We start from the raw sequence: 25,202 nt of genomic DNA, 5'->3' as shown, positions 1-25,202 counted from the left end.
TTAAGAGTTATTGAGGAAAAATGTGGTTTAATATCGGGGGGTTCGAGTCTATATCACAGGTAAGGAAAATTTCACCATATAAAACTACTTGTACAACGGGTGGGGTGCACTTGGGGTATACCCCCTGTTGCTAAACTGCTCCTAAACCGCTAGCCTGACCACAAATCTGTTCAGGCTCAGTGTAATTTGTCACTTCCACTTACCCGTTAAACTGGCTTATTTCTTTTTGCTCCTTTTGTCGCTGAAAGGATCTTTATTTTCTTTTATACTCAGTTTATCTATGGCTTGGTCATGTGTTTCTTGTTCACGAATGTATTTTGCTACGGTTGCTTCATTTAAGCCCACCGTGCTCACATAATATCCTTCTGCCCAAAATTTTCGGTTCCCATGTTTATACTTTAGTAGCGCATGTTTCTCAAAGATCATTAGCGCACTTTTCCCCTTCAAATATCCTATAAAGGTGGATACTGAAATTTTTTGGGGGATGGCGACCAGCATATGTACGTGATCTGGCATCATGTGACCTTCTACAATTTCAACTCCCTTATACTTACATAAACGTTTCACAATCTTGATCAAGTCTTTTCTCACTTGATTATAAATCTCTTTCCGTCTATACTTCGGGGTGAATACAATGTGGTATTTGCACATCCACTTTGTGTGAGCTAGACTATAGCTCTTGTTTGCCATCTAAGACCCTTCCTTTCTTTGAGCCTGAACATCTCATTTTTATCGGAATGGTCTTGGTGGTCGAACCCTTGATCCCTCCACCCGCATAGCGGGTGGTTTTTTGTTTCGCGCGTTTCACGCACTCTACTGGCTAAAGCCTGAATAATAAAAACATCTCTAATTAGATGGTTTAAAAGTATTAACTTTTAAGTTTAGCTGTATGTTCCTGTATCTCTCGAGAAAATCAAATTCTTTCAATATACCTAATTTATGTTGATCATTAGCAAATGCTGAATAAATGATATATATTTCTGAATCACCAGTATCCATGCTTAATAAATTGCCTAGAACTTTTTTTTGTTCTGCAGATATATCAGAATCCTTTATAAACTGCAAAATATAGAAAAATGAGTTATAGTAGCTTTGGAGAATTGGGGCATCTTCAGTTATTGGCCGATTAATACTGATGTGCCTTTTAACCAATGCCGTCAATGCTCGGATTCCCTTTTCCACATTCCCATTAATCTCTAACCCAATATACTCAATTCTTTTATTTTTCATTTTTATCAATTCGTTCACTGTAGTCATTGATATCTGCATATTCAACAACTTTCTTTGACTTTCGAGTTGATCAGTTGAGCGAGTTGTTTCTTCTCTTTGCATTCTCAATTCTTCATTTTGCATTCCTATAGCTTTTCTTTGCAGGGTCAATTCCTCAGTCTGCATGCTTATTGCCCTTTGCTGCTCTTGTAACTCTTGTCTTTGAATGGCAATAGTATAAATAAGACCTGCAAATGCGAAACCGGAGAATAATGCATTAACGGCCCCGAACATATCTCCTGCCACACCTCGGTACCCCTCATTAACAAAAAGGTACTGAGGAGTTATGACATAGCCGCAGACTGAGCCTTTAAATTGGTAGCGTAACGATCCAAGCCCAGAAATTCGTGTTCTTCTTTAGTCACCATTTGTACAAGATCCAGCCGGCTCTTTCTTCGTGCCGTTATTATGGATCTCGAATTTCTACTATTTTAGTTTCTTGATCATTTCTCACTTCTCACAATTAAAATCGACTGCGCCCACCCGAAAGCTCTGAACTGAGTTGTGGTGTATACCAGATATGTCTACAGGGTCCATGTTCTCTACTGCATCAATGATCTTAAGGTACTCAGGATTTTGAGGCATGAATTTGCGAAAGAACCCAAGCGCTGTATTTAGTGTTCTCCTTGGGTGAGTTGATATGTATGTAGCGATTGACAGGCGACATCATCGGTATGCCCCCATCAGTTTGTTTTGTTCCAATATGGTTCTTCATCCTCTAATCCTCAAAAGCTCCATTTTTAGACTTCTTCTTTAGAATCCATAAAACCCAGACTCTACCTTAGGGACCCGCCCCATTCGAAACTATATGGGATAAGCTGCGTACAATTGTTAAATAATTGAAATCGGGGTGTTACATATGAACAAAAACAAAAGATTGATTTCTAGTGCTGTCATTGTGATCTGCTTTGCTGTTGCTTTTGGATTTGCTTTACACAACTTTGCCCTGGGTATCGCATTAGGAATTGTTTTTGGAGTTGCCTTTTCTCAGACAGGAAAACCTAAGACTCCTAAAGATAAATGAATCTAACCCCCCTCCAGGCAGGTGGAAACCTGCGAGTACTATTTTCATATATTTCTAGCCTATCATTTCCAGAGACTCCACCATTTGATCACCGAAGCTAACCCAAATGCTGTACAGTTCGTTACAATCGAAGCTTCCGATTACAAGGTTCCTTTGCCACCATCGAACGAGCTGGTGTATACCTTATATCTTTTTTGCACTACAGATGCGACTCGGATAGGTATTGAGAGTTTTAATGCAACTGCTTACTCTGATTAGGGGGTTATGACATCCCGGTCAGCTTGGGGCTGACGAGGCATACTACGGCTCTGGATTAATCCGCTGCACACAGGTATACTGATTTTAATTCCAGCCTTCGTTTAGCCAAGGAGAATAGCAGGCGAGGAACACATAAGTCCTTCTAATTTATTAAAGGAGAGTATTTTATGCCTATCAACCGCCCTTTGCTGACCGACAGCGATTTCCAGGAAGCCGTTGACCGCAAACTGCCGGTTCGGGTCTTCGAGGATGATCATCTGGTGAATTCCGGGGCAACCGTCATCCGGTTCACCGATTCGGATGTAGTGATCCAATCCCGGGTCAGCGACTTAGCTTATTATTCCCGGAGCAGCTGCCAGTTCTACGAGGTCAGACCTTAACTGACGAAGGGACGAGCCATCTTTTGCTTACAATCAAGAGATCAATGTAAATGCAGCAAGGTTGTAAACCAGCAAATGTAAAGCTTGCCTGTCAGAAAGACTGCACAAAGAAGCCGGACAATCCGCCTCGTGGACGGATATCCGGCTTCTATTTTTTGCATCGTTATAGGCTGCGCTCAAATGCTGCTGTTATTTCTTCATCCCGTTATGGGCCTTCAGTTTCTCATTCAGAATTTCCTGAAAGCTCAGCGTTTTGTCATCGGACCTTTGCGGTTTCGGATCGGCCACAGGCTGAGGTCTGAAATATTGATGGTTGAAAGCCATAAGATTATGTACTGTCATACTCATTTAAGTTCAACCTCCTTAGAAATAGGTTCGACCATATTTGCGTATCTGCGCATCATCTTATCCCTTATTTACCCCGTCTTTTCCAATCCTAAACAGTTTTTTTGAGATTAAAGAAAAAAACAAATAACCCCCGGCCTGCAAAGCGGTCCGGAGGCTAATAAACTGCAATAAACTATAATAGCAGCCACTCATTCTTCTTGAATCTTTCAGGATTTCAATGCTGACCATGAGGCTTCATTCAGATGCTCCAGCTCATTCTTCCCAAGCCGGAAATCCATGGCACCGATATTCTCCTGGGCGTGACGGACTTTGGAAGCTCCCGGGATGGCGACTACCGTTTCCCCGTTATAATGAATCAGCCAGTTCAGGGCAATCTGGCCGGGTGTAGCCCCATACTTATCCGCAAGCACGGTTAAGCTGTCTATTACTGGCTTGCTGCGGGCCAGACTTTTATCATCCAGACCGGATTGTATCCGCCGCACCCGGGAAACAGCACGGATCTGCACCGGGTCCTTGTGAAAGCGTCCGGTCAAAATCCCCTGCTGCAGCGGGGAATAGGCAATAATCGAAATGCCAAGCGCTTTCGCAGCTTCCATAGTTCCATTCCGGTCGATTTTCCGGTCCAGCAGATTGTATTTCACCTGATTGGAAACGAGGTTCAGGCCATATTGCCGGAGCAGGCGGTGTGCTTCTATCATTTGCTTTGCCGAGTAGTTGCTGACCCCTATATTCCGGATCTTGCCCGCTTGCACAAGCCCAGCCATCGCCTTCATCTCACTGGCAATCGAAGACAATGAAAAAGGCTGATGGATCTGATACAAATCGATATCCCGGCCGCCAAGGCAACGGAGCCGCTCTTCAATCGTGGATGTAATGGAAGTAGCGGTGCGGAATAACGGCCACCACTTGGTGGCTATCAGGGGAGTGGCGTAAGGGCTGCCCTCCCTCTTCAGCTGATCCAGCACATGAGCAAGTGCTTCCTCCGACTTCCCGCCACCGTAAACTTCCGCTGTATCGACCCAGTTCATCCCCCCTTCCAGACTTACGCGTACGATTTCCAGAATATCCGCATCTTCGAGATTGCTCCAATACTTCCCGACAATGCCTTTACCCCGGCTGAATTGCCAGCAGCCAAGTCCCAGCGGAGACACGGATAACGTTGATTGCCCCAAGGGACGTAAGCCGGCAGCAGCCATTGCTGATTCCATGAACCAACCTTCTCTCACAAATAGAGTACAATTCAGAAATGCAGGCCGGATACCAGATTCTTGTCAGCGCTGCAGTTGTACCCCCAGCTTAAATCCTGGCCGCCAGACTGTCAATTTAGCGTGGATAGCCGAATTCGATCCCTTGTACAGACTTTAACCAAACGAATTCAGCAAGGTTTCAAGCCGATAGTCCGGATGCCTGAATAAGTGCTGCAGCAGGCACGAGCTCTGTATAGCTGCCGGGAGGGATACACAGGAATAACGTTTTCGTCAAAAAGCTTGATCCGGATAAATGTCTGCCCATTCTCAAAAGTTGTGCTCCCTCTGCCCAAAAAATAACAACCGGAAATATAGGCTGTTATGGTATAATTACCCTGCTCTGCACTCCAATATAGGATTTGAGTTCGGGAACACCAATATAACGGAGGGAATTCATGTTAAAATTTTTCGGTTTCTTGCTGCTGTACCGCCTGGTGGGCAATCCTTTTCTGGCCCTGTTTATTTTGCTGGTGATCCTATATTTTCTGGACCGCCGGTATGTTGGCATACTTCCCAGCTTCACTAAGCCATTCCGCCGGAGCCGGCAGATCTCCAAACTGCGGACTACGATTTCGCTAAATCCAAATGATGTATCGGCCAAATTCGATCTTGCCAGACTGCTGATTGAGCGCAAGCGCTACAGTGAATCCAAGGAACTGCTTGTACAAATTGCCGACCGCTATGAGCAATCTGCCGAATATTGGGTGGAGCTGGGCTATGTAAATTTGAAGCTGGGCCATCTGCCTGAAGGCGAGGCACAGATGCTGCAGGGGCTGGAGATCAACCGCAAGGCCCAATACGGACAACCCTACCTCCGTCTCGCAGAAACCTTCCGCAATATTGACCACGACAAAGCCTTGCATTATGTAACCCAGTTTCAGGAGATTCAATCCTCCTCCAGTGAGGCATATTATCTGGCAGGTTCCATGTACAAAGCACTGGGAAGAAATGAGGATGCCAAACGTGCTTTTAACGAGTCGACCGCCATTTACCGTTCGCTGCCCAAATATAAGAAACGCCAGGAACGCGGCTGGGCGCTGCGCAGCTACTTCGCGAAGTTACGCTAGTCCTGCTCCTATATACTCTATAAACTAAAGAACCTCCGGCCAGCACGGGTAAGTGCACCGGAGGTTCTTATGGTTACTGCACAGGTACAGTCATTTCGAGCTCAGAAATATACAACTTTTCGCCGTCCTGCGTCGAAATATAAGGTTTAATTACCACCGATTTTGGCATAGCAGCAAAAGGCTCATAGCTGCTGCTGCCGGATAAGGTATTCCCTTGCCCGTTGCCGTTACCGCCAATCATGGTTGCCGTCTGCCCCTGATCATTCAGCAAGTCAAAGAGTAGAGTCAGGATTCCGTGCGTCTTATATTTATCCGGAATCGCCTCCTGAAGTGCTTTGATATCTTGGCCAGGCGCCCCCTTAATCTCGGTAATCAGCCGGATCGTCGTCTGGCTGATCTCGATCCGCTTAATGTGCAGATTGATATGATCAAAGGTTTTGGCTGCCTCCGGTGTGAGCACAACACTTTCGAGCGTTTTCTTTTTCACCGGGAGTTCGAATGTGAACGATTGCCCAACATCGGGAATAAACACTACCATTTTGAAGTTGAACGCTTCGGGTACATGGAGATCGGGTGATTCCAATGCCGTAACGATTAAGGATTCCGGTGCGGCTTCACCTCCGGGGGCCATTCCCCAAGCAGTATTTGCCAATTCTCCGTTGATATAAAAATCAATATTGTTCGCCGGCCCTAATTGCATATCCCTGGCGTTCCACCACTCGTAAAACGATGGGTTCCCGCCGTCCGGTTCTTTTTTGGTCAATACCAGAGACAAGCGGCTGCCGTCATACATCAGCTCAGAGATGCTGAGCGTCAAATCTCCATGTGTCACGCTTTGCTGTACATCCGAAGTTACACCTGTAATACTCGCTTGCTTCAAGCCTGAATCTCCGGCCAGTTGGAACACGCTTTTCATAAATGGCAGTTGTTTCAGCGTTTCGGCCATAGCTGGAGAGATAAAGCCCAGGCCGATCATTAGCATTACTGCAACCGCCGCACAAGCCGCTGTAATTATCAGCCGCTGCCACCAGCTTCTCCGTCTTCTGCCCGGTGTAACCTTTTCCCCGCTTCCCTTTAACTCCTGGTAGACGCTATTCATACGTGATCTGACAAGTTCCGGCACCTCTTCAGCCTTATCCCCCCTTAAGTCATCCAGCTCTTGATCCAAATGCTTCGGATTCATCCGTTCATCTCCCTTTCTACGGGGTCCACCAGCCATTCATACAATGTTTTTCTTGCCCGGTGCAGCCTTGTTTTCACAGCGCCTTCGGACATTTCCAGCAGATCGGCGATGTGCTGCAGCGGAAAGCCCTGATAATAATGCAAAATCACAAGGGTGCGCGGAATTTCCTCCAGCTGATGTACAGCTGTGCGAAGATCCAGCCGTTCCGCCATAGAGGGCCGTTCCTTCGGCGTGACAGGCATTTCGTTGATCGTCACGGTCTGAACCCGTCTGCGCAAAATCATATTGCACTCATTAATCAGAATGCGAAAGAGCCATGTTCTGAAAAACTCTGGCTGCTTCAAGGTGGAAATCGCCTTAAAAGCCTTTAATGTGGATTCCTGCATCGCATCCGCGCAGTCCTCATCTTTCCTGACAATGGATTTCGCCATCTGATACATCTGTAGTTCCATCTCCTGTATAAGCTCAATAAACGCTTCATTGTCCCCTCTCTGCGCGCGTCTTACCTGCTTCTCAAGCCTGTTATTCAAAGGCCAGCCTCCTGTCCAGCAGAATTCTGCAGTGTTCCTCTTCCGTCATGACTGCTAATTAGATGCACAGACCCTTAATAAGGTTACATTCAGGTTAACACAGTTAGCCCCTCAAGGACTCCCCGGGGAAACACAACAAGCAAGCTCCCGGCGCGGAGCTTGCTTGTCGGTATGCCTGTTCGGTGTAAATTACATATCCAGTGTTTTCGCTTTCGCTGTGTCGTCAGAGGCAGAACCGCTGAACGGCCACCAGTTCGCCCGGCCGAACATGCGCACCATCACCGGCACGAAGAACGGCAGGAACACCAGCGCATACAGCGCCAGACCTGACAGCACTACCGTAGCGATCTGCATCATCGACAGTACCCCGGACGGATACATCGAAGCGAATGTCCCGCCCAGAATGACTACTGCTGACAGAATTACCGTCCCCATGTTCCGCATAGCGTGCAGGATCGCTTCACGCACATCCCAGGTTTTGTTCTCATTGAATCGGTCCATGAGGAAAATGCTGTAGTCAACCCCGAGGGCAATCAGCATCACAAAGCTGAAGAATGGCGTCGTCCAGGTGATTCCTGAATAATTCAGCAAATGCACGAAGATAGCCTCGGTCACTCCCAGTGCTGTGAAATAAGTGATCAGCAGGGAAACAATCAAATACAAAGGCATAATAATGGAGCGCAGCAGCACGACCAGAATGATGAAAATACCGCCGAGCATCAGTACTACTGTGCGCGTATAATCCTCATTGGATATTTTCTGCAGGTCGCTGTAGGTGCTGGTCACCCCGCTAATGGCCGTTTCCGCATTTTCCAGCTTCGTGCCTTTCACGGCACGGTCCACCGCTGCCTGGATATCCCCCATACTGTCGATTGCCTTTGCGCTGTAAGGATTGGCAGCGAAGACCACATCCAGAGTCATCACCTTGCGGTCAGAAGACAGATAATTATCGAATACCTTCTGGATTCCGTCCTCTTTCAGAGCCTCTTCCGGCACCAGAAACCCGCTCAGCTCATTATCCTTGGCATCCTGAATCTGCTTGAGGTAATCCTGTGCGGAATTCAGCCCGCCTGTGATCTGCTTCAAGCCGTCGGCACTGTCGCTAAGACCATCCGTCAGCTGGCCGATTTGTCCGGTAAGCTGTCCAAACCCGTCTGCGAGCTGCTGCTGTCCACCCTGCAGCTGATCCAGACCGCTGGTAATTCCAGGAATCTTATCTACGATTTGTCCTTGTCCGGCAGCCGCCTGATTCAGTCCCGACTGCAGCTGGCCAATGCCCGCTACCAGCTTGTCGAGGCCCTGCGCCAATGCCGTCTGGCCCGCTGCCGCTTTGGTATAGCCTGCATTGGCTTCGTTAAGGCCCGCTGCGGCACCTTTCAGCTGCCCGGAAATCTGCCCCAGTCCGCCAGCCAGCTTCGCCGCCCCTGATCCGCTCTGTGCTACGGTGCCCTTAATCGTCTGGTAGTTCACATCCTGCAGAAGATCAGGATGTGCAGCCTCCAAGCCGGTAAAAGATGCATCCAGACCGTTCAGCGCCGAGGCCACCCCTTGAAGCTGGGTTTGAAGCTGTCCAAGCCCGCCATCCAGCGCAGTCAGGCCTGCACCGATTTTTTTGTAGCCTGCCAGCAGCGATGCGTTGGCATCGGCCAGTTGTTGGGCACTGGCCGCCGCCTGGGCCAGCCCCGCTTTGATCTCCCCGGCTCCCGCGGAGCCGCTTTTGATGCCGCTCTCGATGCGCGACAGGCCGTCGCCCAGCGCATCGATGCCTTTTTTCAGCTCAGCCGTGCCTTCTGTCAGCTTCGCACTGCCCGATACGGCTTCATTCAGCTTAGGCTCGTTCCCTTTAAGCTGCTTGCTGGCTTCCTCAAGACCTGACTGAATCTTAGTCAGCCCTTCATTGCTCTGGCTGAGGCCGTCGGTGAGCGTTGCCACTTGAGTCGGGATCAGGAAGTCATTGATTTGCTCCCCGGTTGGACGGGACATGCTGCGGACCGCTTTGACGCCATCCACCTTTTCCAGCTCACGGCTGATTTTCTCCGCTAACCCCATGTACTCGGAGGTATCCATGCGGTCATCATTTTTGACCACAATCTTGCCGGGCATGGACTCACCCGGACCGAAGCTGTCCGAGATAATGTTGAAGCCCTTGACCGAGGCATAGCCAGGTCCGATTTCATCCATGCTGTTAAAGCTCAGCTTGCCGCTGTAGGTCAGCAGGAAAGGAACCACCACCACCGCCACAATGAGCAGCGCCGCCCATGGTCTTTTTAGAGAAAAAGAACCCGCTGCGCCCCAAATCCGGCTCTCACTGTGCTCCAGCTTGCTGCTTGACGGCCAGAACAGCTTTTTGCCCAGCACCGCCATGAAGAAAGGAACAACGGTCACAAGCGCCAGCAGCATTACGGCAATCCCTACCGCCACCGCAACCGCAGAACGGTAGAGCATGAACTTGGACAACCCGATGGCCAGGAAGCCGACAAATACGGCAAGCCCTGAATAAAAGACTGTGCCTCCCGCCTTACGGTAAGTAGAAATAATGGCACTTCGGGTATCCTCCGCAGAGGCCAGCTCTTCCTTGAACCGGCTGATTAGCAGAATGCAGTAATCTGTCCCGATTCCGAACATTACGGCAACCATGAAGATCTGGGTAAAGGTCGATAAAGGAAAATCAAACCGGTCCACCAGGAATGCTACTATAGACTGTGATACAATATAGCTCAGTCCCACTGTCAACAGCGGCACAAACGGCGCGACGAAGGACCGGAACACAACGAATAAAATCAGCAAAATGAAGATAACAGTAATGTATTCCGATTTCTTCAGCCCGGCTTCCGAACTGACAATGGTATCTTCGGTAATAAGCCCCTCACTGGTCAGATAATGATCTGCGCTGACACCGCTAAGCAGCTTATCCACCTGGTCCGGCAATTGTTTGACGGCTTCCTCCCCGCCACTCACCATCAGTGCGACCATAATGGTCTTGCCGTCCTTGGCGATCAGAGTATCTTTTAATTCCGCCTGGGAAAAAGGATCTGTAATGGAGTCAATTTTGAGCTCATCCTTCTCTGCCACAAGCTTCTCGACTCCTTGTTTTATGCTCTCTGTATCTTCAGCGCCAAGTCCATCCGGCTTGTTAAAAACAAGCGCCACCTGATGCAGCGTCTCCCCGCCCTTAGCGTCGGCAACCTCCTTCATGATTTCAGAAGCCCTGGTGGAAGTATAGCCGTCCGGAACGGATATCTGCCCCTTCTCGCGCACCAGATCAGACATGCCCGGAGCGATCAAAAATAATACTACTGCCACGGTAAGCCACACGGCTATAATGGCCCATCTTGCTTTAAGTATAGTCTTCAATTGTTTCTCCCCCCTGTCTCCTGCATTAATAATGCCAGCTTCTCAAACATCGTGATGAATTTCTCGATATCCTGCTCCTCAAAGTGGGAGAAATAAGGAGAAATAACCTCCTGGACCTGCTTTTCAGCCGCATGATAGGTGCTTCTGCCCTTCTCAGTCAGCGATAAATAAACCTGGCGGCGGTCGTTCTCATCCCGGGTCCGGTCAATAAATTCGGCTTCGGCCAGCCTATTGATAATCGCGGTAATGGAACTCTTTCCCACTGCAACTGCCTCCGCCAAAAAAGTGGAAGTACATAGCTCCTGGCTGTTGATCAGCCGCATGATCAGAAATTGGTCATTGGTCAGGCCTTCTGCCATATTGTCCCTGATCTGCGCGTTGATTTGCCGGGTCACCCCCATATAAGCATCTACGTAGCGGTCAATCCAATGCTGTGGCTCTCCTTTCAAGTCTCTCACCTCCCTGCAATGTTAATAGTTCGCCTCTTGAATAGTTTCACAGTAAAACTATATGAGCTGCTGCCCAAAAAGTCAATCCGTTTTCAGAATAGTTTCTGAAGGACAAGTCAATACCACGAAAACAACACCCGCAAAAGATTTACAAGAGCAAAAACACCCTACGGCTCATAGGTTACTCATTGTCTCCGGGCAAACCCACCCAAACCCATCCAAACCCGCCTCCGGCTCTTCAACAACGGCATTTCTGCCGTTCTTTCATGGCAAACCTGCCTCCGGCGCTGTAACAACGGCATTTCTGCTGTTGTTACCAGCTAAACCCGCCTACGCCTCTTCAACAACGGCATTTCTGCCGTTCTTTCAGGGCAAACCTGCCTCCGGCTCTTCAACAACAGCATTTCTGCTGTTGTTACCGGTCCACATTCGTCCTTTCGACGACGAATCATACAAAAAAAGCCACCCCGCATAAAATCAATGCGAAATGGCTTGTGTTGGATGCTGCCGCTGCGTTCTAAGCTAAGCAAATTCAGACAGTGCTCCTTATTCATCATCCTCGTCTTCTTCAACCTCGTAGACACAGCGGAACATTTCAATGCCGGCTGGATTCTCCCCAAGGCTGTACACCATAAAGCCCAGGTTGCGGTAAAAATCGGCGGCAATCTCGTCTTCCGTCTCAGCCAGCAGATACCGCGGATTGCGAGCGGCCAGCAGCTCGAGAATGATGCCCCGCGCATAGCCCTTCCCCCTGTTCTCCGGGAGCACAGCGATATGGCGGATCTCCAGCGAGCCATCTTCGGTTTCCTCAAAACCTACGAGTCCTACGAGCAAACCTTCCTCTTCCCATCCATAGAGCTGCAGCGCTGCCTTTCTGACATATTCCACCGAGGTACGCCACAGCGCATCCGGCTCATCAATGACGGCATAAGCCAGCAGTTCTTTCACTTCATCCGTATCCGTACGCTGTTTCAAATCTACCAGCATTGTTTATTTTCTCCTCCCCATTGTTCCGCTATATCCTACTTATAAACTCCTAACTCCGGCTTATCTTTTCCCCATTAAAAACACGATCCAAAGCACAATGTACCCGGTCAATACTCCCGCCAGGTTAAGCAGCACATCGTCAATGTCAAAGCTGCCGACACGAAGCAGCATCTGCACCGTCTCCAGGAACAGTATCCCCAAGGCCGAGACGAAGAGCAGCAAAAGCACAGAACGCAGACTTCTCCTCAGCAAAGGCAGCAGAAAGCCAAATGGCACAAAAACAATAACATTGCCCAGCAGATTAATTAGCCTTCCAAGGAAAGAAACCCCGTTATCCAGATCAAAGTAAAGTTTTATGGTGCGCAGCGGCTCCAGGTTATAGCGGAAAGGCCCTTCTGTGTGTACAGACCGCCCAAACCCGATAAACATCCAGTACACCAGAGCGGAACTGTATGCGATAAGCAGGATCAGCAGCATTGCCCTGCCTATTCCCCGCGGCTGCACCGGTGTACGCCTTTTTCCGCCCCTCTGGCGGGGTTTACTCTGCTTCCGGCTGCTACTCGCCGTATTCACGCTCAATAATTTCAATGCTGCCATCCTGTTTGCCGATAATCGCCATAGCAGCGATGCCGATGAACAGCCCGTGTTCAACTACTCCGGTGATGTTCTGCAAGGACCCTGCGAGTTCAGATGCCGAAGCAATTGCCCCGAACCGGCAATCCGCAATGTAATTGCCGTTGTCAGTCTTATACAGCCCGTCCCCGCTGCTCCGCAGCTCCACGGTGCAGCCCAGTTTGGCCAGTTCAGCGACGGTCCATTCCCAGGCAAAGGGAACAATCTCCACCGGGAGCGGAAATTGCCCGAGCGTATCTACAGCCTTGCTCTCGTCCGCCACCACGATCATCTGCTTGCTGCCCCGGGCGACGATTTTCTCACGCAGCAGCGCCCCGCCGCCGCCTTTAATCAGCTCCAGGTCGTGATTCAGCTCATCGGCCCCGTCAATCGTCAGGTCAAGTCCATCGATATCACCGAAGCCAACCAGAGGAATACCCAGCTCGCGGGCCTGCTCTTCCGAGGCTACAGAAGTGGCAACCGCGGTGATCTTCAGCCCTTCCTGTACACGTTCTCCCAGCTTGCGGATGGCCCAGTATGCCGTAGAACCGGTACCCAGCCCCACCTTCATTCCGTCCACCACATATTCCACTGCCTTCTCTGCTGCGAGCTGCTTCACATTGATACTCATTTTTATTACCCCCATCTATCCGTTATAATGTCTCGTAGTACTATTAATCATTACATTACCGCCAGGAGGTTTCCCGTATGAGAACTGAACAACAGATCCAGTCCAAAATCAACGAATTGACCCTGCAAAAGCGATCCCTCGAATCCCGCCTGGCCCCGCTGCCCGATGGCAGTCCCCAGCGCGAACCGCTGAATGCCCAGCTGACCCGGCTTGAGGATATGCTCCTGATGCTGGAATGGGTGCTGGATGCACCGGCCGGGAAATACCACGCGTAAGGCGCGGGTCAGGACAAGCTTTTGCCGTAACAGAGGCTGTCAGGATCGCCTATATAAGGGCCAAACAAGTCAATCGGCCGGTAGCCGTGCTTCTCATATAGTGCAATTGCTTCCGGCTGCTTGATGCCTGTCTCCAGCCTGATTTCAATGCAGCCCGCTGCTCTTGCTTTCTGCTCCAAATCCAGCAGCATGCGGTTAGCAATCCCCTGCTTGCGGGTATCCGGGTCTACATAGAAACGCTTCAGCTCCATCACCGATGAATCCGGGTCAAGCGGCCGCAGGCCCCCGCAGCCTACCGGCTTGTCTCCCGCATAAGCTACCACGAAAGTCATTTCCCGCACCTTGGGATCAGAAAAATCAACAACATAGATGGTTTCATGCGGATACCTTGCTTTCAGTTCGTCATCGAGACGGGCAATTAATGCCCTCAAATCCCTGTTCTCAGGCTCCACCACTGTAAAACTCACTTCGATATTCGATATCATCCCGCGCGCCTCACTCCCATCCGGTTGTTTCCGCAGCTTCCGCCGCTTTTCCTAATTCAATATATATCACCATAACGTTTAAGCATTTCCTCATATAAATCAGCGTTATCCTTCTCAAAGCAGATAAATTCGATCCGTTTTAGCGGCAGTCCTCCTGAATCGCGTCTCTTAACATATTCTACCACAGTCCTTAGCGCAGTTTGGCAAGCCAGGGCTTTGGGGAAATTATATACTCCCGTGCTGATGTTCGGAAAAGCAATGCTCTGCGCCCCTTGGGTGCATGCTGCATCCAGGCTGCTCAAGTAACATCTGGCTAAAGTTGAAATTTCACCAGCGTCTCCGCCTTTCCAAATCGGTCCTACAGTATGTATGATCCCCAGCAGCGGGAGCTTCCCGGCACTTGTAACGGCTGCTTCACCAGGCAGAATTCCGCCTTGCTTGCGGCGGATCGCTGCACACTCCCCGGCAATTTGCGGTCCGCCTGCACGGTGAATCGCACCGTCCACCCCACCGCCGCCAAAAAGGCCTGAATTCGACGCATTCACAATCATATCCCCCTGCCAGGAGGTTATATCCCCTTGGCAGGCGGAAACAGCCACATGGTTAATGATGATCGGCATGTCCCGTTTCCTCCTTCACGGCCGTTTCCAGACGGAAGATGAGTTCCTGTTCCCCTTTGCCGGCCGCCTTGTCCTTAAATGAAGCCGGGATAATCCGCTCGCCCCGCAGGGCAGACTGCCGGATACTGCCGAGCATCCAGTTCTGCGCGTCGGAGAGCGCCATTTCTCCGCTTCCGGCCGGAACACGGCAGAGGGCTATGGTCTTGTCGATCTCGCCGCTCGCTCGCTGCCCTTCGGCGGGGGGGCGTACTGTGAACTGGAACAAAGGGACCGCTTCCGGCCGCTCTTCATTATAGGAAAAGGATTGATAATAGACGGAATACATTAAACTGCTGATACGCCCCGCAGAGTCACCGGCCTCCTGCTGGGCAATCAGCCTGCAGTTCTGGTAAGCCATGACTCCGGCTGCAAATAATAGAAAGACAATAACTCCCGCGAATACCATAAACATATCTGACACCTGCCGTTTCAGCTGGAAATGGGCAACACCGCTTCTATATTATCACGTGAAGAACGTGTCAGGGAATGGGGCTATGCGCTGAATTAAACAATTTTGCCCGCCACTCTATAAAGTTATTTTGAAATATTCATATTAACAGTTGAAACTTCCAACAGCATGATCCATAATGAAGTGGTGCAAAACGTTTGTCAATCCATATCAAACCAAGGGAGGATACCACGAAATGAAATTTTTCTTGGATACCGGAAATATTGAGGAAATCAAACGTATTACCCGCCTCGGATTAGTGGATGGCGTTACGACAAATCCGTCGCTTATCGCCAAAGAAGGCAGACTTTTCAAAGATGTAATCAAAGAAATCGTCGCTATTGTGCCAGGTCCGGTCAGCGCCGAGGTCATCGGTCTGAAGGCCGAAGAAATGCTGAAGGAAGCTTACGAAATAGCTGAGTGGGCACCGAATGTTGTCATCAAGCTGCCAATGACTGAAGATGGTCTGGAAGCTTGTTATGAATTAACCAAAAAAGGCATCAAAACCAACGTTACCCTCATCTTCTCCGCAGCTCAGGGTCTGATGGCCGCCAAAGCCGGGGCTACCTATATTAGCCCGTTCGTTGGCCGTCTGGATGATATCGGTGTAGACGGCATGAAGCTGATCTCGGATTTGAAGACCATTCTGACCAATTACGGACTTCAATCGGAAATTATCGCCGCCAGCATCCGCAATATTGCCCATGTAGAGCAGGCAGCCATTGCCGGAGCGCATATCGCAACCATTCCGGGCTCACTCCTGCCTTCCCTGTGGAAACATCCGCTGACAGACAACGGTATCGAACGTTTCCTGAAAGACTGGGAGAAGGTTCCGCAAGCCTAAGTATAGATTAAAATATTCAGTTACAAGCCTTTTCCCGCAACTGCGGGAAAAGGCTTTTTTGAATTTCCATACAGCGTTTATGTGAGGATGGGCGGACGTTTCTGTTAGTCGAACGTTGACAGGATTAATTGTCTTAATTATAATTGTCATGACAATTATTTTGAGAGGACGAACTGCCATGCCGCATACTTCTCCCCAGGAATTCCTCGGATTTCTGCTGGGCTCTACTCACCGGAGGATTTCCAATGCATTTGCCCGGGTCCTGAAACCCTATGACATCACCCCGGAACAGTGGTCAATTCTGCTGATGATCTGTGACCGTGAGGGCATTAACCAGAAGGATGTTGCCGCCGCTGCTGCCAAAGACCAGCCGACTACGGCCAGAATCGTAGAACTGCTGCAGAAGAAAGGCTTCATACACAAAACCACGAGCCCTGCCGACCGGCGTGCCTTTCAACTCTATGCGACAGAAACAGGCAAGTCATTAATAGAGCGTACCGTGTCCCTGGAGCAACAGACGATCGCTGCGGCGGTCAACGGGCTCCGCCCCGAGCAGATCGAAGACCTCCGCTCCATGCTGGAACTGATCTACCACAACACCGGAAATACAAATCAAGAATAGGAGACACCCCTTTGAATCATTCATCTGAACGATTATGGACACCGTCATTTATAACGCTTACCCTATGCAATCTGCTGCTGTTTATGGGCCTGCAGATGACTCTCTCCACCCTCCCCGCTTATGCCGAAGGAACGCTGCAGGCTTCATCTGTGCAAGTCAGTCTTGTGACCAGCCTGTTTGCACTGAGCGCTATCGCCTCCCGGCTGTTCTCCGGCAAAGCTATGGAGAAAGGCGGCCGCAATCTGCTGATCTTCCTGGGTCTGTCCGTCTCCATAACTGCGGTAGCCGGCTATTACTGGGCAGGAAGCATTCTTGCGCTTCTGCTCCTGCGGATGCTGTTCGGGATTGGCTTCGGCATGGCCAGCACCGCCTTTCCGACGATGGCCTCTGACATTATCCCGGTCCGGCGGATGGGCGAAGGCATGGGCTACTTCGGCCTGTCCACGAGTCTTGCCATGTCCGCCGGTCCGCTGATCGGGCTCAGTCTGCTGCAAGGTCCAGGCTTTGGATCGCTGCTGATCTGCACTGCTGCTGCTATGGTGCTCATTTTGCCGCTCAGCTACCGCCTGGCCACGAAGCTGCCTGCACATCATAAGGAGCCGTCCGCCCCGCCGGTATCAGAACTCAAGGGCGGCGCCTTCCGGAGACTGTTTATCCCCTGCCTGCTTAACTTTCTGCTGTCTGTATCCTATGGCGGGCTGCTGGGTTTTCTGGCTCTGTACGGTGCTGAGGCACATCTGGAGCATATCGCTTACTTCTTTCTGTTCAATGCTGCGGCTATAGTAGTTGTACGGCCACTCTCCGGTAAAATTTACGACCGTTTCGGCCCTCCCGCACTGCTCATTCCGGGGAGCCTTTTCATTGTTGGAGGACTGCTGCTGCTCTCTTTCGCTTCCTCAACGGCTGCACTGTTTCCGGCAGCCATTTGTTACGGAATCGGCTTCGGTTCGATGCAGCCCGCATTACAGACCTGGATGATTCAATCCGTGGAGCCCCGCCAGCGCGGGATGGCTAACGGGATGTTCTTCAACTCGCTGGACCTCGGTGTAGCTATTGGCACCATGATCCTCGGCTCCATTGCATTATACACCAGCTATGGCGTCATGTACCGGTACTCGGCGCTGGCTCCTGTTCTGCTGCTGTTAATATATACATCCCTATTGCTCGCTAAACGGTATAACCGTCCTAAATCAGCACCAAAGAATTTCAGCAGCCAATCGGCGGCCAAATAAGCAATTTAGCTATTCCTTATGCTGCAGCGTGCAACACCGCATATGGCGTTTACATCCATTACCCGCAATTGTTGATTTTGGGGAGAACTAAGTGCCCTCATTCCAGTTATTCCTGCTCAGCCGCTTCTTCGAAAGGAGCTATTTGCAAAAAGTTTGTGCAAAGCCGCTGAATTTGGCCCTCCGCTTATCTCCAACTTAATGCACGGCTTATCTACAAGAAAAAGACCGCCTCCCGTAACAGGGGGCGGTCTTCGTGCATCGGAATATCCAATTCAGGCTCTCAGCGCTGCACAACTCCCGCGGTCACCGACTCGCGGACTACGGCAGGCAGGAAATGATTCGGCTGCCCCAGGCTGTAAATATGCAGCAGATGCATAGCCCGGGTGCACGCGGTATAGAACAGCTTGCGTTCACTTTCCCGGCCATATTTAGCTTCAGAGCCGTCATATATGATGACGGCATCAAATTCCACACCTTTGGCCAAATATGCGGGAAGCACCAGGGTCCCTTTTTGGAAATTGGGCGTATCCTTCGTAACCAGCCTGACCGGAAGCCTGTTCTGCAGCTCGGCATGGACGCGCGCACTCTCCTCTGCCGTTTTGCAGATTACCGCTACGTAATGATAGCCCATAGAGTGCAGATTCAGAACATCCTGCTCAATAGAACCAAGCAGACCCTCCTCATTGTCCACAACCGTCAGCAGCGGTGATTCCCCCCTCCGGTTGAAGGGAACAATCTTTTCCCCGCCGGGGATCATCGAACGCGTAAATTCAACAATCTCATAGGTCGAGCGGTAGCTGCGGGTCAGCGAGATCACTTCCGTATTCTCCTTGCCGTAGATGCTGACCAGCCCGCCCAGATCACCAAGCACCTCACCCTGGGCATAAATCGCCTGATTGAGATCGCCAAGCACTGTCATTTTGGCCCGGGGGAACAGGCGGCGCATGAATTCAAGCTGGAACGGGGAATAATCCTGCACCTCATCGACGATTACATGACGGATTTGTGTATTGGTCCGGAAGCCCTGGCTCAGCTCCTTCAGATACAGAAAAGGTGTGGCATCCTCATAGGCAAGCTCGTTCCGGCTCAATGACGCCACCGTCTGGCGGCAGATAGAGCCCCATTCTTCCGGCAGGGCCCGGCCGTTGCCCAGGCGTTCCATTAAGTTACGGTCAGCAAAAAGCAGACTGTACAGCCCCTTCACATCCACGAACCTTCCCCGTTTGGTCCAGCCGCGCAGCGGCTTCAGACGCTGGCTGACAATATACCGGGCCAGCACGGTTTTTTCCATATCAAAGTCATCAAAGCTGTCATTCCGGCCGCCCCCCTTGCGGCGGAGCATATTGTAGGCCCGCTGATAGTCACTGGAATCCAGCAGCTCAATCTGATCCTCCACCCACTTCGATTCCCGTTCTTCCACACTGAATGCAGCGGTTTTTTTGAGCAGCCAGCTTGTCATCAGATCAATCCGGTTCGCCAGTTTAATGCTATTATCAAAGCTGTAGAATTTTTGCTCCATTTCTTCTTTACTGACGACTGTCCGGCCTTGAAACACAAGCGGTTTAAACAGCATCCCCTCATGCTCCAAAAGATTGACGTAACGCCGGATCACATCCAAAAAAGCCACAGACGACTTGTAGGCAATTCCCGCTCTCCGTGTGGCCGCCTCAGGCCCTTCCGGGGCATTCAGCAGGCTTTCTGTCTGGCTGAAGACATCCTCCAGCTCAAATTCCTGGCCCAGACGGTGCTCAAGATACATCTGGAACGTAGTCTGCTGCATATTTTCTTCACCCAGCTCCGGCAGTACTGTGGATACATAGCTGTTAAAAAGCGGATTCGGCGAGAACAGCAGCATTTGATCCGCCTGCAGCACCTCGCGGTATTTATAGAGCAGATAAGCCACGCGCTGCAGCGCGGCTGAGGTTTTGCCGCTGCCTGCAGCACCCTGCACGACCAGCATCCGGCTCCGGTCATTGCGGATAATGGCATTCTGCTCTTTCTGGATCGTCGCTACAATACTTTTCATCCGGTCATCCGCGCTGTGGCTGAGCACCTGCTGAAGCAGTTCGTCGCCAATGGTAACGCCTGTATCGAACATGACCTCAATCGTGCCGTTATCGATTACGAATTGGCGTTTCAGCTCCATCGTGCCGGAGACAAGCCCGCCTGGTGTTTCATAGGCTGCCGGACCCGGAGCCCCGTCATAATACAGACTTGAAATGGGGGCGCGCCAGTCGTAAATCAGGAACGAGCCGTTATCCTCCATTAGCGAGCCAATGCCCAGATAAATCCGTTCTGTCTCTGCATCCGGTGTCTCCTTAAAATCAATCCGTCCAAAATAAGGCGACACAACAAGCTTTCTATATTTTTTGAGCGCTTTGCTTGACTGCAGATGATGGCGTTCGCGTTCATTCAGAATTTGCGCCTGCTGCCGCAGACTTGTCGAAGTTTCCCCCAGGTCATCCGGGCTGCTGAAGTTTACCGTCACCTCTTCCCAGAAATCTTTACGCATATCCACGACATCACTGCGATGAAGACCGAGCTCCTCGGATAGCCGCCTGATATGGGCCGACAGCAGCTTCGTAATTCCGTTTACCCGTTTCTGCTCTTCTTCCCACTCGCTATCATGTTTCTCCATTGCAATTCATCCCCTTCGGAAGGTTGATATTTATCCTTGCCTATGTTATAATTAGATTGAGTAATTTTGCTTTTTTGACTATTTTTTCTGATATCCTTTTATCTTAACAAGTGCACCGTTCCTTTTCAAGTCTTTCTATCTGTTGATACATAATGATCCGGTCCCTTCAGGGGCCGGATCTTTTGCTATGACCAGACATTACCCTTCCATGCTATAAAGTATGCGCCAATACATGCTTGACAGTCAACGTTGTACTGTTCAAATGCAGGATCATGATTATTCCTTCTCATCGGCAGAAAGCCGGTTAATCTGATCCGCAACCTTATCCAGCCGCTCCAGCTGATATCCGTAGTCATAAATCGCAGCCGCCACTACGGAGAGACGCAGCTGGCCGGATTTCTCAGCATCATAGCCGTTGATTGCCGCTTGGAGAAAACGGTCGTTATCTTCAGCCAGCGGGTCCATATCGTTTGCTCCCGGCTTCAGCTTATCTTCGAACTTGAGCAGAATAGTCTCATGATATTTGATTAATTGCTCCAGATGCCGGTCAAACAGCTCATCGGTCTTTCCGGTGCGTTCTGCCTGGAAGTAATGGCGGTCCACCGCCTCCAGCACTTCAAACCCTTTCTGCAGCGAAGCCAGAAGGTTTTTATAGACTACCATCTGCCGGGTCTGGCTGTATTTGGCCCGGCGGAGCTGTTTCTGCTCTTCCTCGAACAAGGCGTACTTATCGGCAAGCGACCGGATAGAGCCCTCCAGCGCATTTTTTTCGTCGCGGAAGACGCTCTCCTTCATCTCATGCGACACAGCCGTCCGCAGCAGCAGCGACAGGCTGCCGAATACATTTTCAATCTGCTCAATATACTGCTTCCGCGGCTTCGGGGGAAATACAGCAATATTGATAATAAAAGCAGCGACAATACCGGTCAAAGTCAGCAAGAAGCGGGTTAAGGCAAACTCCCATTGTCCTGAGGCTTCCATAACCGAAATTACGGTGACGAGGGTCAATCCGATCGTATCGGCCCGCTTCATTTTCATACTGATCATAATCACCAGAATACATACCAGCCCGACGGCAATCGGCTCATTGGACAGCAGCATTCCGCCCAGCAGCGCCAGTACCGCACCTATGGTACTCGTCTGAATCTGATCCAGAAAATACCGCCAGGATCTGTAGATCGAGGGCTGCATCGCAAATATTGCTGCAATCGCTGCGCCTACAGGAGAAGAGAATTGCAACAGAGCGGATAGATAAAGTGCAAGTGTTACGGCCAATCCGGTTTTGAGTATGCGGGCGCCAAAAGCCAAATCCATCCCTCCTAAAGTTTTGTGAGCATGACTTCTCCAGTTTTACTTCGTACAAAACTCGCTTCGGAAGCATATGCTTAAGTTTTGTGAGCATGACTTCTCCGGTTTTACTTCGTTCAAAACTCGCGTAAAAATATGTATATCCTGATCCGGTTTGGTTCATTTCTAAGAAGGTACAGACATTATTACCCAGGAAGCAGGCTGGCGAATTTTAGTATGGCTTAAGCAGGCTTTCAGGATTCTTTCAGCTTTCGGGGAATACTGGATACAGCAGTCCCCACAAATTTCAAGTATGAGGTGAATCATGAGCAACAATGTCAAAAGAATTACAGCCTTCGCTGCAGCGCTTCTGCTCTGCCTTGCACCGGCTGCCGCCTTTGCGGAAAATGCTGCCGGAAGTACACCTACGGCTGCTCCCGGTTCAGCAGTCCGGGCTGAACAGGAACACCGCCATCCCCATCCCCCGGGTATGGATAAAGACTTCCGCGCCGGAGGCGGGCATTTCATTATCAATGAAACGTCCAAGCTCCTGGAGATCGACCGGCATGAGCTGGTCCGCAGCCTGAGATCAGGTACAACCTTGTATGCGCTGGCCAAAGAGAAGAAGGGCTGGACCGAAGAGCAATACATCCAAAAGCTGAGCGACGCAGCAGTCATGAAACTGGAGGCCTGCATCAAAGACGGCCGTCTGACACAGAGTGAGGCAGATAAGCTAAAAGCCGGCCTGCCGGCACTTCTGAAGCTGGGCATTAGCCGCATGGATCATTTCCAGAAGTCCACAAGCCGTTAAAAAGCTGCCAAACCCCTTGAATTCAGGCACCACTGCAGCGTTAAAAGAGGCTGAACGGGTGTATTCATATGGCGGATATGCGGATTCCCATGCGAGCGGGAATCCGCTTTTTCATAACAGGCTCTTCTTGCTCTTCCGGGAGTTCCGGTAAGCCTCAAAGCAGGCAATACATAACATCATCCAGGCACCGCTGGCCGCATAGCCACCAATGACATCACTTGGGTAGTGTACCCCCAAATAGACACGGCTCCAGCCAATTCCCCCTGTCATAAGCACCGTGAACAGAATTAGCAGTACCCGCTCACTGCGCCTTCTCATATGCCGCCACAGCAGGTACGCAATGATGCCGTACAGCGAGAACGCCGCCATGGAATGCCCGCTCGGAAAGCTGTATCCAGCCTGTTCGATCAGGCGGTGGATATTTGGGCGTTCCCGGTGAAACCACAGCTTCATCCAGGTGTTCAGCAGCTGTGAGCCTGCCCCTACGGCAAGAAACAGGATCAGCTCGATACGATGCTTCAGCACAAAGTACAGCAGCACCAAAGTCAGTAATGAAATGCCGATTGCAAGACTGGACGAGCCCACCAGGGACAATCCCTTGGCCAGGGAAGTGAGTGCCGGGGATTCCGCTGACTGCACGGCTTGAATAATGAAATTGTCAAACCCGGAGATCCGGTCCATCTTCACAAACATAGCAATTACAACAAAAACCGGAAAAAACCCGATAAACCCCCAAAAACCTCTTGACCAGTATTGGTATTGCAGCGTAACTACCCCCTTGTCTAATTTAAGCCGGATGACCTCATTTCCAGAGAAGGTCTTACCCGTGGTATAATGTTCTGGAAGACAATTCAAAAAAGATGGAGTGCTGCCAAAGTGGAAACTCTGAAATTACAGGAGCGTGTGTTGAACCAATGCATCTCGACCAAGGTTCCCGTGACGATTTTTACAACCAATGGGGTTAAAATGCAGGGACTTGTAACCTCTTATGACGCTTATACCATTACTTTGCAAGGACAAGGTGACGGGAGACAGAATGTGCTGTTCAAATCAGCCGTCTCCACAGTTGTACCGCTGAAGCCTGTCTCGCTCAAATAAGCATTCAGTCCAACCTTTCCGTTAATTAAAAATTACAGCCCCTTTTCAAAAGGAACACCGGAGCTTTGTGCTCCGGTGTTCCTTTTGCTTGAAATATAAGGAATCTCCATATCTAACGAATAAACATCATCCTTGTATTTACCACAGAGCAGGGTTCTTCCCGGACTATTCGGCCGATGGAAAATATGCAGGTTTTACACACACCGGTTTGGATACCTCGGCGGTATTTCCGGTAAAGCTGAGCCGACCGCTTGAGCGGTCAACGCTGAACACCACCAGATTATTGCCATCCCGGTTAGCGGCTATCAGATATGCGCCGTCTGGAGTAAGGGCAAAGTGGCGCGGATGCCCGCCATGTGTGGAGACATGCTCCACCAGTGTAAGTCTGGCAGTTGCAGGGTTAACAGCGTAAACCACAATGCTGTCATGGCCGCGGTTCGAACCGTACAAAAAGAGCCCATCTGCAGACAAAGCGATTTCCGCACAGCTGTTGCCCGCCGCAGGATAGTCCTCAGGCAGTGTAGAAATCGTTGCAGCCGTCTGAAGTGTACCTGCCGCACTGTCATACAGGAATGAGGTAACCGTGGAATCCAGCTCATTGATTACATAAGCGGATTTTCCGTCCGGATGAAAGACGAAATGGCGCGGTCCTGCCCCCTCATGCAGCATGGTGTCGCCCAGGGCTTCAAGTGTCTTCGTGTCACGGTTAATTTTATAGGCCCGGATCAGATCCAGCCCCAAATCGGAGACGAACAGATATTTCTCATCCGGGCTAAAGATGGCCGAATGCGGGTGGGGCTTATCCTGCCCAGGCAGGTTTCTCTGTCCCCTATGTACTGCGGTATCCTCCAGACGCAGCGGCAAACCTTCCTGATCCAAGGACACCAGCCCCACGAGGCCTCCATGATAGCTGCATACGATAATAAATTCATTGCGGGAATCTCTTGAGATATGGCAGGTTGTCGTTTGGCCGCTGTCTGCGGCAGGCATTGTGGAAATGCGGTTCAATTCCATGAGCCTGCCATCTTGCGGATCTATCGCAAAGGAGACAACCTCGCCTTCCTTACCGCCTGCTCCATTAGCCTTTTCTCCTATGGCATACAGCCGTCCTTCTGCAGCATCTACGTTCACAAAAGTCGGGTTAGTAATGCCCTGCACCTTATCTAAAAGGGTGAGCGTGCCCCCTGCTTCTCCATTGAATTCAAAGACCTGAACCCCGCTTTCGTCAGCGCTTGCGTAGGAACCGGTAAACAGCAGCAGTCTTGTATTCTTCATCTCGGTAATCCTCCTCGAATGGTCTTCAGTCTCATTGCCTAAAGGCCCGCATTCGGACCGGCCATTTATATAATTTACATTTTTTTAGCGTCTATGACAAATCGCGTAGTAAAATTTCACAAAATATTTTAAAAATGAGGCTTTGCAAGGGCAGATCGTTATGTTATAATGAAAGCGCTAACATTAGAT

The 25,202-nt window shown here is 50.3% G+C and carries 27 protein-coding genes; 9 read left to right on the top strand and 18 right to left on the bottom strand.

What is annotated here, in order from left to right:
* Positions 1–216: 216 nt before the first annotated feature.
* Positions 217–690, bottom strand: coding sequence for an IS200/IS605 family transposase (gene tnpA, locus PGRAT_RS13245; RefSeq protein ID WP_025706919.1), 474 nt, complete (start codon positions 688–690; stop codon positions 217–219).
* Between the two features lie 156 nt (positions 691–846).
* The gene (locus PGRAT_RS31615; RefSeq protein WP_025706918.1) at positions 847–1,515 is read right to left on the bottom strand and encodes a hypothetical protein; all 669 of its coding nucleotides are present in this window, start codon (positions 1,513–1,515) and stop codon (positions 847–849) included.
* A 613-nt stretch (positions 1,516–2,128) separates the two neighbouring features.
* Here PGRAT_RS31615 and PGRAT_RS33725 point away from each other — a divergent pair.
* Positions 2,129–2,293 (top strand): hypothetical protein, encoded by a 165-nt coding sequence (locus tag PGRAT_RS33725; protein ID WP_167337226.1) that lies wholly within the window; start codon positions 2,129–2,131, stop codon positions 2,291–2,293.
* Between the two features lie 425 nt (positions 2,294–2,718).
* Positions 2,719–2,931, top strand: coding sequence for a hypothetical protein (locus PGRAT_RS13235; RefSeq protein ID WP_025706917.1), 213 nt, complete (start codon positions 2,719–2,721; stop codon positions 2,929–2,931).
* 189 nt (positions 2,932–3,120) lie between these two features.
* Here the strand turns inward: PGRAT_RS13235 and PGRAT_RS33720 are convergent, their stop codons facing one another.
* A complete protein-coding gene (locus PGRAT_RS33720) occupies positions 3,121–3,279 on the bottom strand; it encodes a hypothetical protein (RefSeq protein WP_167337225.1) in 159 nt (52 codons plus the stop codon).
* Positions 3,280–3,485: 206 nt separating this feature from the next.
* Entirely contained in the window at positions 3,486–4,487 is a 1,002-nt protein-coding gene (locus PGRAT_RS13230) for an aldo/keto reductase (RefSeq protein WP_025706916.1), read from the bottom strand.
* Positions 4,488–4,921: 434 nt separating this feature from the next.
* Here PGRAT_RS13230 and PGRAT_RS13225 point away from each other — a divergent pair, with 434 nt between their 5' ends.
* On the top strand, positions 4,922–5,593 hold the full coding sequence (locus tag PGRAT_RS13225; protein ID WP_025706915.1) for a tetratricopeptide repeat protein: 672 nt from the start codon (positions 4,922–4,924) through the stop codon (positions 5,591–5,593).
* A gap of 73 nt (positions 5,594–5,666) precedes the next feature.
* Here PGRAT_RS13225 and PGRAT_RS13220 read toward each other — a convergent pair whose 3' ends face one another.
* The 7 genes from PGRAT_RS13220 to rpiA form a co-directional block, all read right to left on the bottom strand.
* The gene (locus tag PGRAT_RS13220; RefSeq protein ID WP_025706914.1) at positions 5,667–6,776 is read right to left on the bottom strand and encodes a DUF4179 domain-containing protein; all 1,110 of its coding nucleotides are present in this window, start codon (positions 6,774–6,776) and stop codon (positions 5,667–5,669) included.
* Positions 6,773–7,306, bottom strand: coding sequence for a sigma-70 family RNA polymerase sigma factor (locus PGRAT_RS13215; protein ID WP_025706913.1), 534 nt, complete (start codon positions 7,304–7,306; stop codon positions 6,773–6,775). The genes PGRAT_RS13220 and PGRAT_RS13215 overlap by 4 nt, the downstream gene beginning before the upstream one ends.
* Positions 7,307–7,495: 189 nt before the next feature.
* A complete protein-coding gene (locus PGRAT_RS13210) occupies positions 7,496–10,660 on the bottom strand; it encodes an MMPL family transporter (protein ID WP_025706912.1) in 3,165 nt (1,054 codons plus the stop codon).
* The gene (locus tag PGRAT_RS13205; RefSeq protein ID WP_238326848.1) at positions 10,657–11,118 is read right to left on the bottom strand and encodes a MarR family winged helix-turn-helix transcriptional regulator; all 462 of its coding nucleotides are present in this window, start codon (positions 11,116–11,118) and stop codon (positions 10,657–10,659) included. The genes PGRAT_RS13210 and PGRAT_RS13205 overlap by 4 nt, the downstream gene beginning before the upstream one ends.
* A gap of 537 nt (positions 11,119–11,655) precedes the next feature.
* Positions 11,656–12,096: a GNAT family N-acetyltransferase gene (locus PGRAT_RS13200; RefSeq protein ID WP_025706910.1), complete on the bottom strand. Its 441-nt coding sequence runs from the start codon at positions 12,094–12,096 to the stop codon at positions 11,656–11,658.
* A gap of 60 nt (positions 12,097–12,156) precedes the next feature.
* Positions 12,157–12,684: a VanZ family protein gene (locus PGRAT_RS13195; protein ID WP_162165090.1), complete on the bottom strand. Its 528-nt coding sequence runs from the start codon at positions 12,682–12,684 to the stop codon at positions 12,157–12,159.
* Positions 12,653–13,339 carry a ribose-5-phosphate isomerase RpiA gene (gene rpiA / locus PGRAT_RS13190; protein ID WP_036705839.1) on the bottom strand — a complete coding sequence of 229 codons (687 nt, stop codon included), beginning with the start codon at positions 13,337–13,339 and terminating at the stop codon, positions 12,653–12,655. Before rpiA ends, PGRAT_RS13195 begins: the two co-directional genes overlap by 32 nt.
* A 77-nt stretch (positions 13,340–13,416) precedes the next feature.
* Between rpiA and PGRAT_RS13185 the strand changes: the two genes are divergently transcribed.
* Positions 13,417–13,614 (top strand): hypothetical protein, encoded by a 198-nt coding sequence (locus PGRAT_RS13185; RefSeq protein WP_025706907.1) that lies wholly within the window; start codon positions 13,417–13,419, stop codon positions 13,612–13,614.
* Positions 13,615–13,622: 8 nt separating this feature from the next.
* Here PGRAT_RS13185 and PGRAT_RS13180 read toward each other — a convergent pair whose 3' ends face one another.
* From PGRAT_RS13180 to PGRAT_RS13170, 3 genes are read right to left on the bottom strand one after another with little or no spacing between them, the layout of a single operon-like run.
* On the bottom strand, positions 13,623–14,099 hold the full coding sequence (locus tag PGRAT_RS13180; protein ID WP_036705838.1) for a GNAT family N-acetyltransferase: 477 nt from the start codon (positions 14,097–14,099) through the stop codon (positions 13,623–13,625).
* A gap of 56 nt (positions 14,100–14,155) precedes the next feature.
* Positions 14,156–14,719, bottom strand: coding sequence for a macro domain-containing protein (locus PGRAT_RS13175; protein ID WP_025706905.1), 564 nt, complete (start codon positions 14,717–14,719; stop codon positions 14,156–14,158).
* Positions 14,703–15,170, bottom strand: coding sequence for a hypothetical protein (locus PGRAT_RS13170; protein ID WP_025706904.1), 468 nt, complete (start codon positions 15,168–15,170; stop codon positions 14,703–14,705). The genes PGRAT_RS13175 and PGRAT_RS13170 overlap by 17 nt, the downstream gene beginning before the upstream one ends.
* Before the next feature lie 232 nt (positions 15,171–15,402).
* Here PGRAT_RS13170 and fsa point away from each other — a divergent pair, with 232 nt between their 5' ends.
* The 3 genes from fsa to PGRAT_RS13155 all read left to right on the top strand — a co-directional run bounded on the left by fsa (position 15,403) and on the right by PGRAT_RS13155 (position 17,904).
* Complete coding sequence (gene fsa, locus PGRAT_RS13165) at positions 15,403–16,050, top strand: fructose-6-phosphate aldolase (RefSeq protein WP_020431819.1); 648 nt, start codon at positions 15,403–15,405, stop codon at positions 16,048–16,050.
* A 178-nt stretch (positions 16,051–16,228) separates the two neighbouring features.
* Complete coding sequence (locus PGRAT_RS13160; protein ID WP_025706903.1) at positions 16,229–16,672, top strand: MarR family winged helix-turn-helix transcriptional regulator; 444 nt, start codon at positions 16,229–16,231, stop codon at positions 16,670–16,672.
* 11 nt (positions 16,673–16,683) lie between these two features.
* Complete coding sequence (locus tag PGRAT_RS13155) at positions 16,684–17,904, top strand: MFS transporter (protein ID WP_025706902.1); 1,221 nt, start codon at positions 16,684–16,686, stop codon at positions 17,902–17,904.
* A 280-nt stretch (positions 17,905–18,184) separates the two neighbouring features.
* Here PGRAT_RS13155 and helD read toward each other — a convergent pair whose 3' ends face one another.
* On the bottom strand, positions 18,185–20,542 hold the full coding sequence (gene helD / locus PGRAT_RS13150; RefSeq protein WP_025706901.1) for an RNA polymerase recycling motor HelD: 2,358 nt from the start codon (positions 20,540–20,542) through the stop codon (positions 18,185–18,187).
* Positions 20,543–20,818: 276 nt separating this feature from the next.
* Positions 20,819–21,850 carry an FUSC family protein gene (locus PGRAT_RS13145; RefSeq protein ID WP_025706900.1) on the bottom strand — a complete coding sequence of 344 codons (1,032 nt, stop codon included), beginning with the start codon at positions 21,848–21,850 and terminating at the stop codon, positions 20,819–20,821.
* Between the two features lie 304 nt (positions 21,851–22,154).
* Between PGRAT_RS13145 and PGRAT_RS31610 the strand changes: the two genes are divergently transcribed.
* Positions 22,155–22,640, top strand: coding sequence for a hypothetical protein (locus PGRAT_RS31610; RefSeq protein WP_025706899.1), 486 nt, complete (start codon positions 22,155–22,157; stop codon positions 22,638–22,640).
* A 111-nt stretch (positions 22,641–22,751) separates the two neighbouring features.
* On the opposite strand, the gene PGRAT_RS13135 is transcribed toward PGRAT_RS31610, so the two are convergent.
* Positions 22,752–23,495 (bottom strand): phosphatase PAP2 family protein, encoded by a 744-nt coding sequence (locus tag PGRAT_RS13135; protein WP_238326847.1) that lies wholly within the window; start codon positions 23,493–23,495, stop codon positions 22,752–22,754.
* A gap of 21 nt (positions 23,496–23,516) precedes the next feature.
* Here PGRAT_RS13135 and hfq point away from each other — a divergent pair, with 21 nt between their 5' ends.
* The gene (hfq, locus tag PGRAT_RS13130) at positions 23,517–23,738 is read left to right on the top strand and encodes an RNA chaperone Hfq (RefSeq protein ID WP_025706896.1); all 222 of its coding nucleotides are present in this window, start codon (positions 23,517–23,519) and stop codon (positions 23,736–23,738) included.
* Between the two features lie 165 nt (positions 23,739–23,903).
* Here the strand turns inward: hfq and PGRAT_RS13125 are convergent, their stop codons facing one another.
* Positions 23,904–25,013, bottom strand: coding sequence for a lactonase family protein (locus PGRAT_RS13125; RefSeq protein WP_025706895.1), 1,110 nt, complete (start codon positions 25,011–25,013; stop codon positions 23,904–23,906).
* Between the last annotated feature and the right edge of the window lie 189 nt (positions 25,014–25,202).

The sequence above is a fragment of the Paenibacillus graminis genome (assembly GCF_000758705.1).
GTDB lineage: Bacteria > Bacillota > Bacilli > Paenibacillales > Paenibacillaceae > Paenibacillus_AQ > Paenibacillus_AQ graminis.
The sequence above is the reverse complement of the archived record's forward strand: the minus strand, read 5'-3'. Positions and strand labels throughout refer to the sequence as shown.

What these genes read in the sequence shown, in the direction of transcription:
- PGRAT_RS33725 (WP_167337226.1), top strand. Translation starts at nt 2,129, where the DNA reads ATGAACAAAAACAAAAGATTGATTTCTAGTGCTGTCATTGTGATCTGC.
- PGRAT_RS13125 (WP_025706895.1), bottom strand. Translation starts at nt 25,013, where the DNA reads ATGAAGAATACAAGACTGCTGCTGTTTACCGGTTCCTACGCAAGCGCT.
- PGRAT_RS33720 (WP_167337225.1), bottom strand. Translation starts at nt 3,279, where the DNA reads ATGAGTATGACAGTACATAATCTTATGGCTTTCAACCATCAATATTTC.
- helD (WP_025706901.1), bottom strand. Translation starts at nt 20,542, where the DNA reads ATGGAGAAACATGATAGCGAGTGGGAAGAAGAGCAGAAACGGGTAAAC.
- PGRAT_RS13230 (WP_025706916.1), bottom strand. Translation starts at nt 4,487, where the DNA reads ATGGAATCAGCAATGGCTGCTGCCGGCTTACGTCCCTTGGGGCAATCA.
- PGRAT_RS13225 (WP_025706915.1), top strand. Translation starts at nt 4,922, where the DNA reads ATGTTAAAATTTTTCGGTTTCTTGCTGCTGTACCGCCTGGTGGGCAAT.
- PGRAT_RS13200 (WP_025706910.1), bottom strand. Translation starts at nt 12,096, where the DNA reads ATGCTGGTAGATTTGAAACAGCGTACGGATACGGATGAAGTGAAAGAA.
- PGRAT_RS31610 (WP_025706899.1), top strand. Translation starts at nt 22,155, where the DNA reads ATGAGCAACAATGTCAAAAGAATTACAGCCTTCGCTGCAGCGCTTCTG.
- PGRAT_RS13170 (WP_025706904.1), bottom strand. Translation starts at nt 15,170, where the DNA reads ATGTTTATGGTATTCGCGGGAGTTATTGTCTTTCTATTATTTGCAGCC.
- PGRAT_RS13220 (WP_025706914.1), bottom strand. Translation starts at nt 6,776, where the DNA reads ATGAATCCGAAGCATTTGGATCAAGAGCTGGATGACTTAAGGGGGGAT.
- PGRAT_RS13175 (WP_025706905.1), bottom strand. Translation starts at nt 14,719, where the DNA reads ATGCCGATCATCATTAACCATGTGGCTGTTTCCGCCTGCCAAGGGGAT.
- PGRAT_RS13180 (WP_036705838.1), bottom strand. Translation starts at nt 14,099, where the DNA reads ATGATATCGAATATCGAAGTGAGTTTTACAGTGGTGGAGCCTGAGAAC.
- PGRAT_RS13160 (WP_025706903.1), top strand. Translation starts at nt 16,229, where the DNA reads ATGCCGCATACTTCTCCCCAGGAATTCCTCGGATTTCTGCTGGGCTCT.
- PGRAT_RS13235 (WP_025706917.1), top strand. Translation starts at nt 2,719, where the DNA reads ATGCCTATCAACCGCCCTTTGCTGACCGACAGCGATTTCCAGGAAGCC.
- fsa (WP_020431819.1), top strand. Translation starts at nt 15,403, where the DNA reads ATGAAATTTTTCTTGGATACCGGAAATATTGAGGAAATCAAACGTATT.
- tnpA (WP_025706919.1), bottom strand. Translation starts at nt 690, where the DNA reads ATGGCAAACAAGAGCTATAGTCTAGCTCACACAAAGTGGATGTGCAAA.
- rpiA (WP_036705839.1), bottom strand. Translation starts at nt 13,339, where the DNA reads ATGAGTATCAATGTGAAGCAGCTCGCAGCAGAGAAGGCAGTGGAATAT.
- PGRAT_RS13185 (WP_025706907.1), top strand. Translation starts at nt 13,417, where the DNA reads ATGAGAACTGAACAACAGATCCAGTCCAAAATCAACGAATTGACCCTG.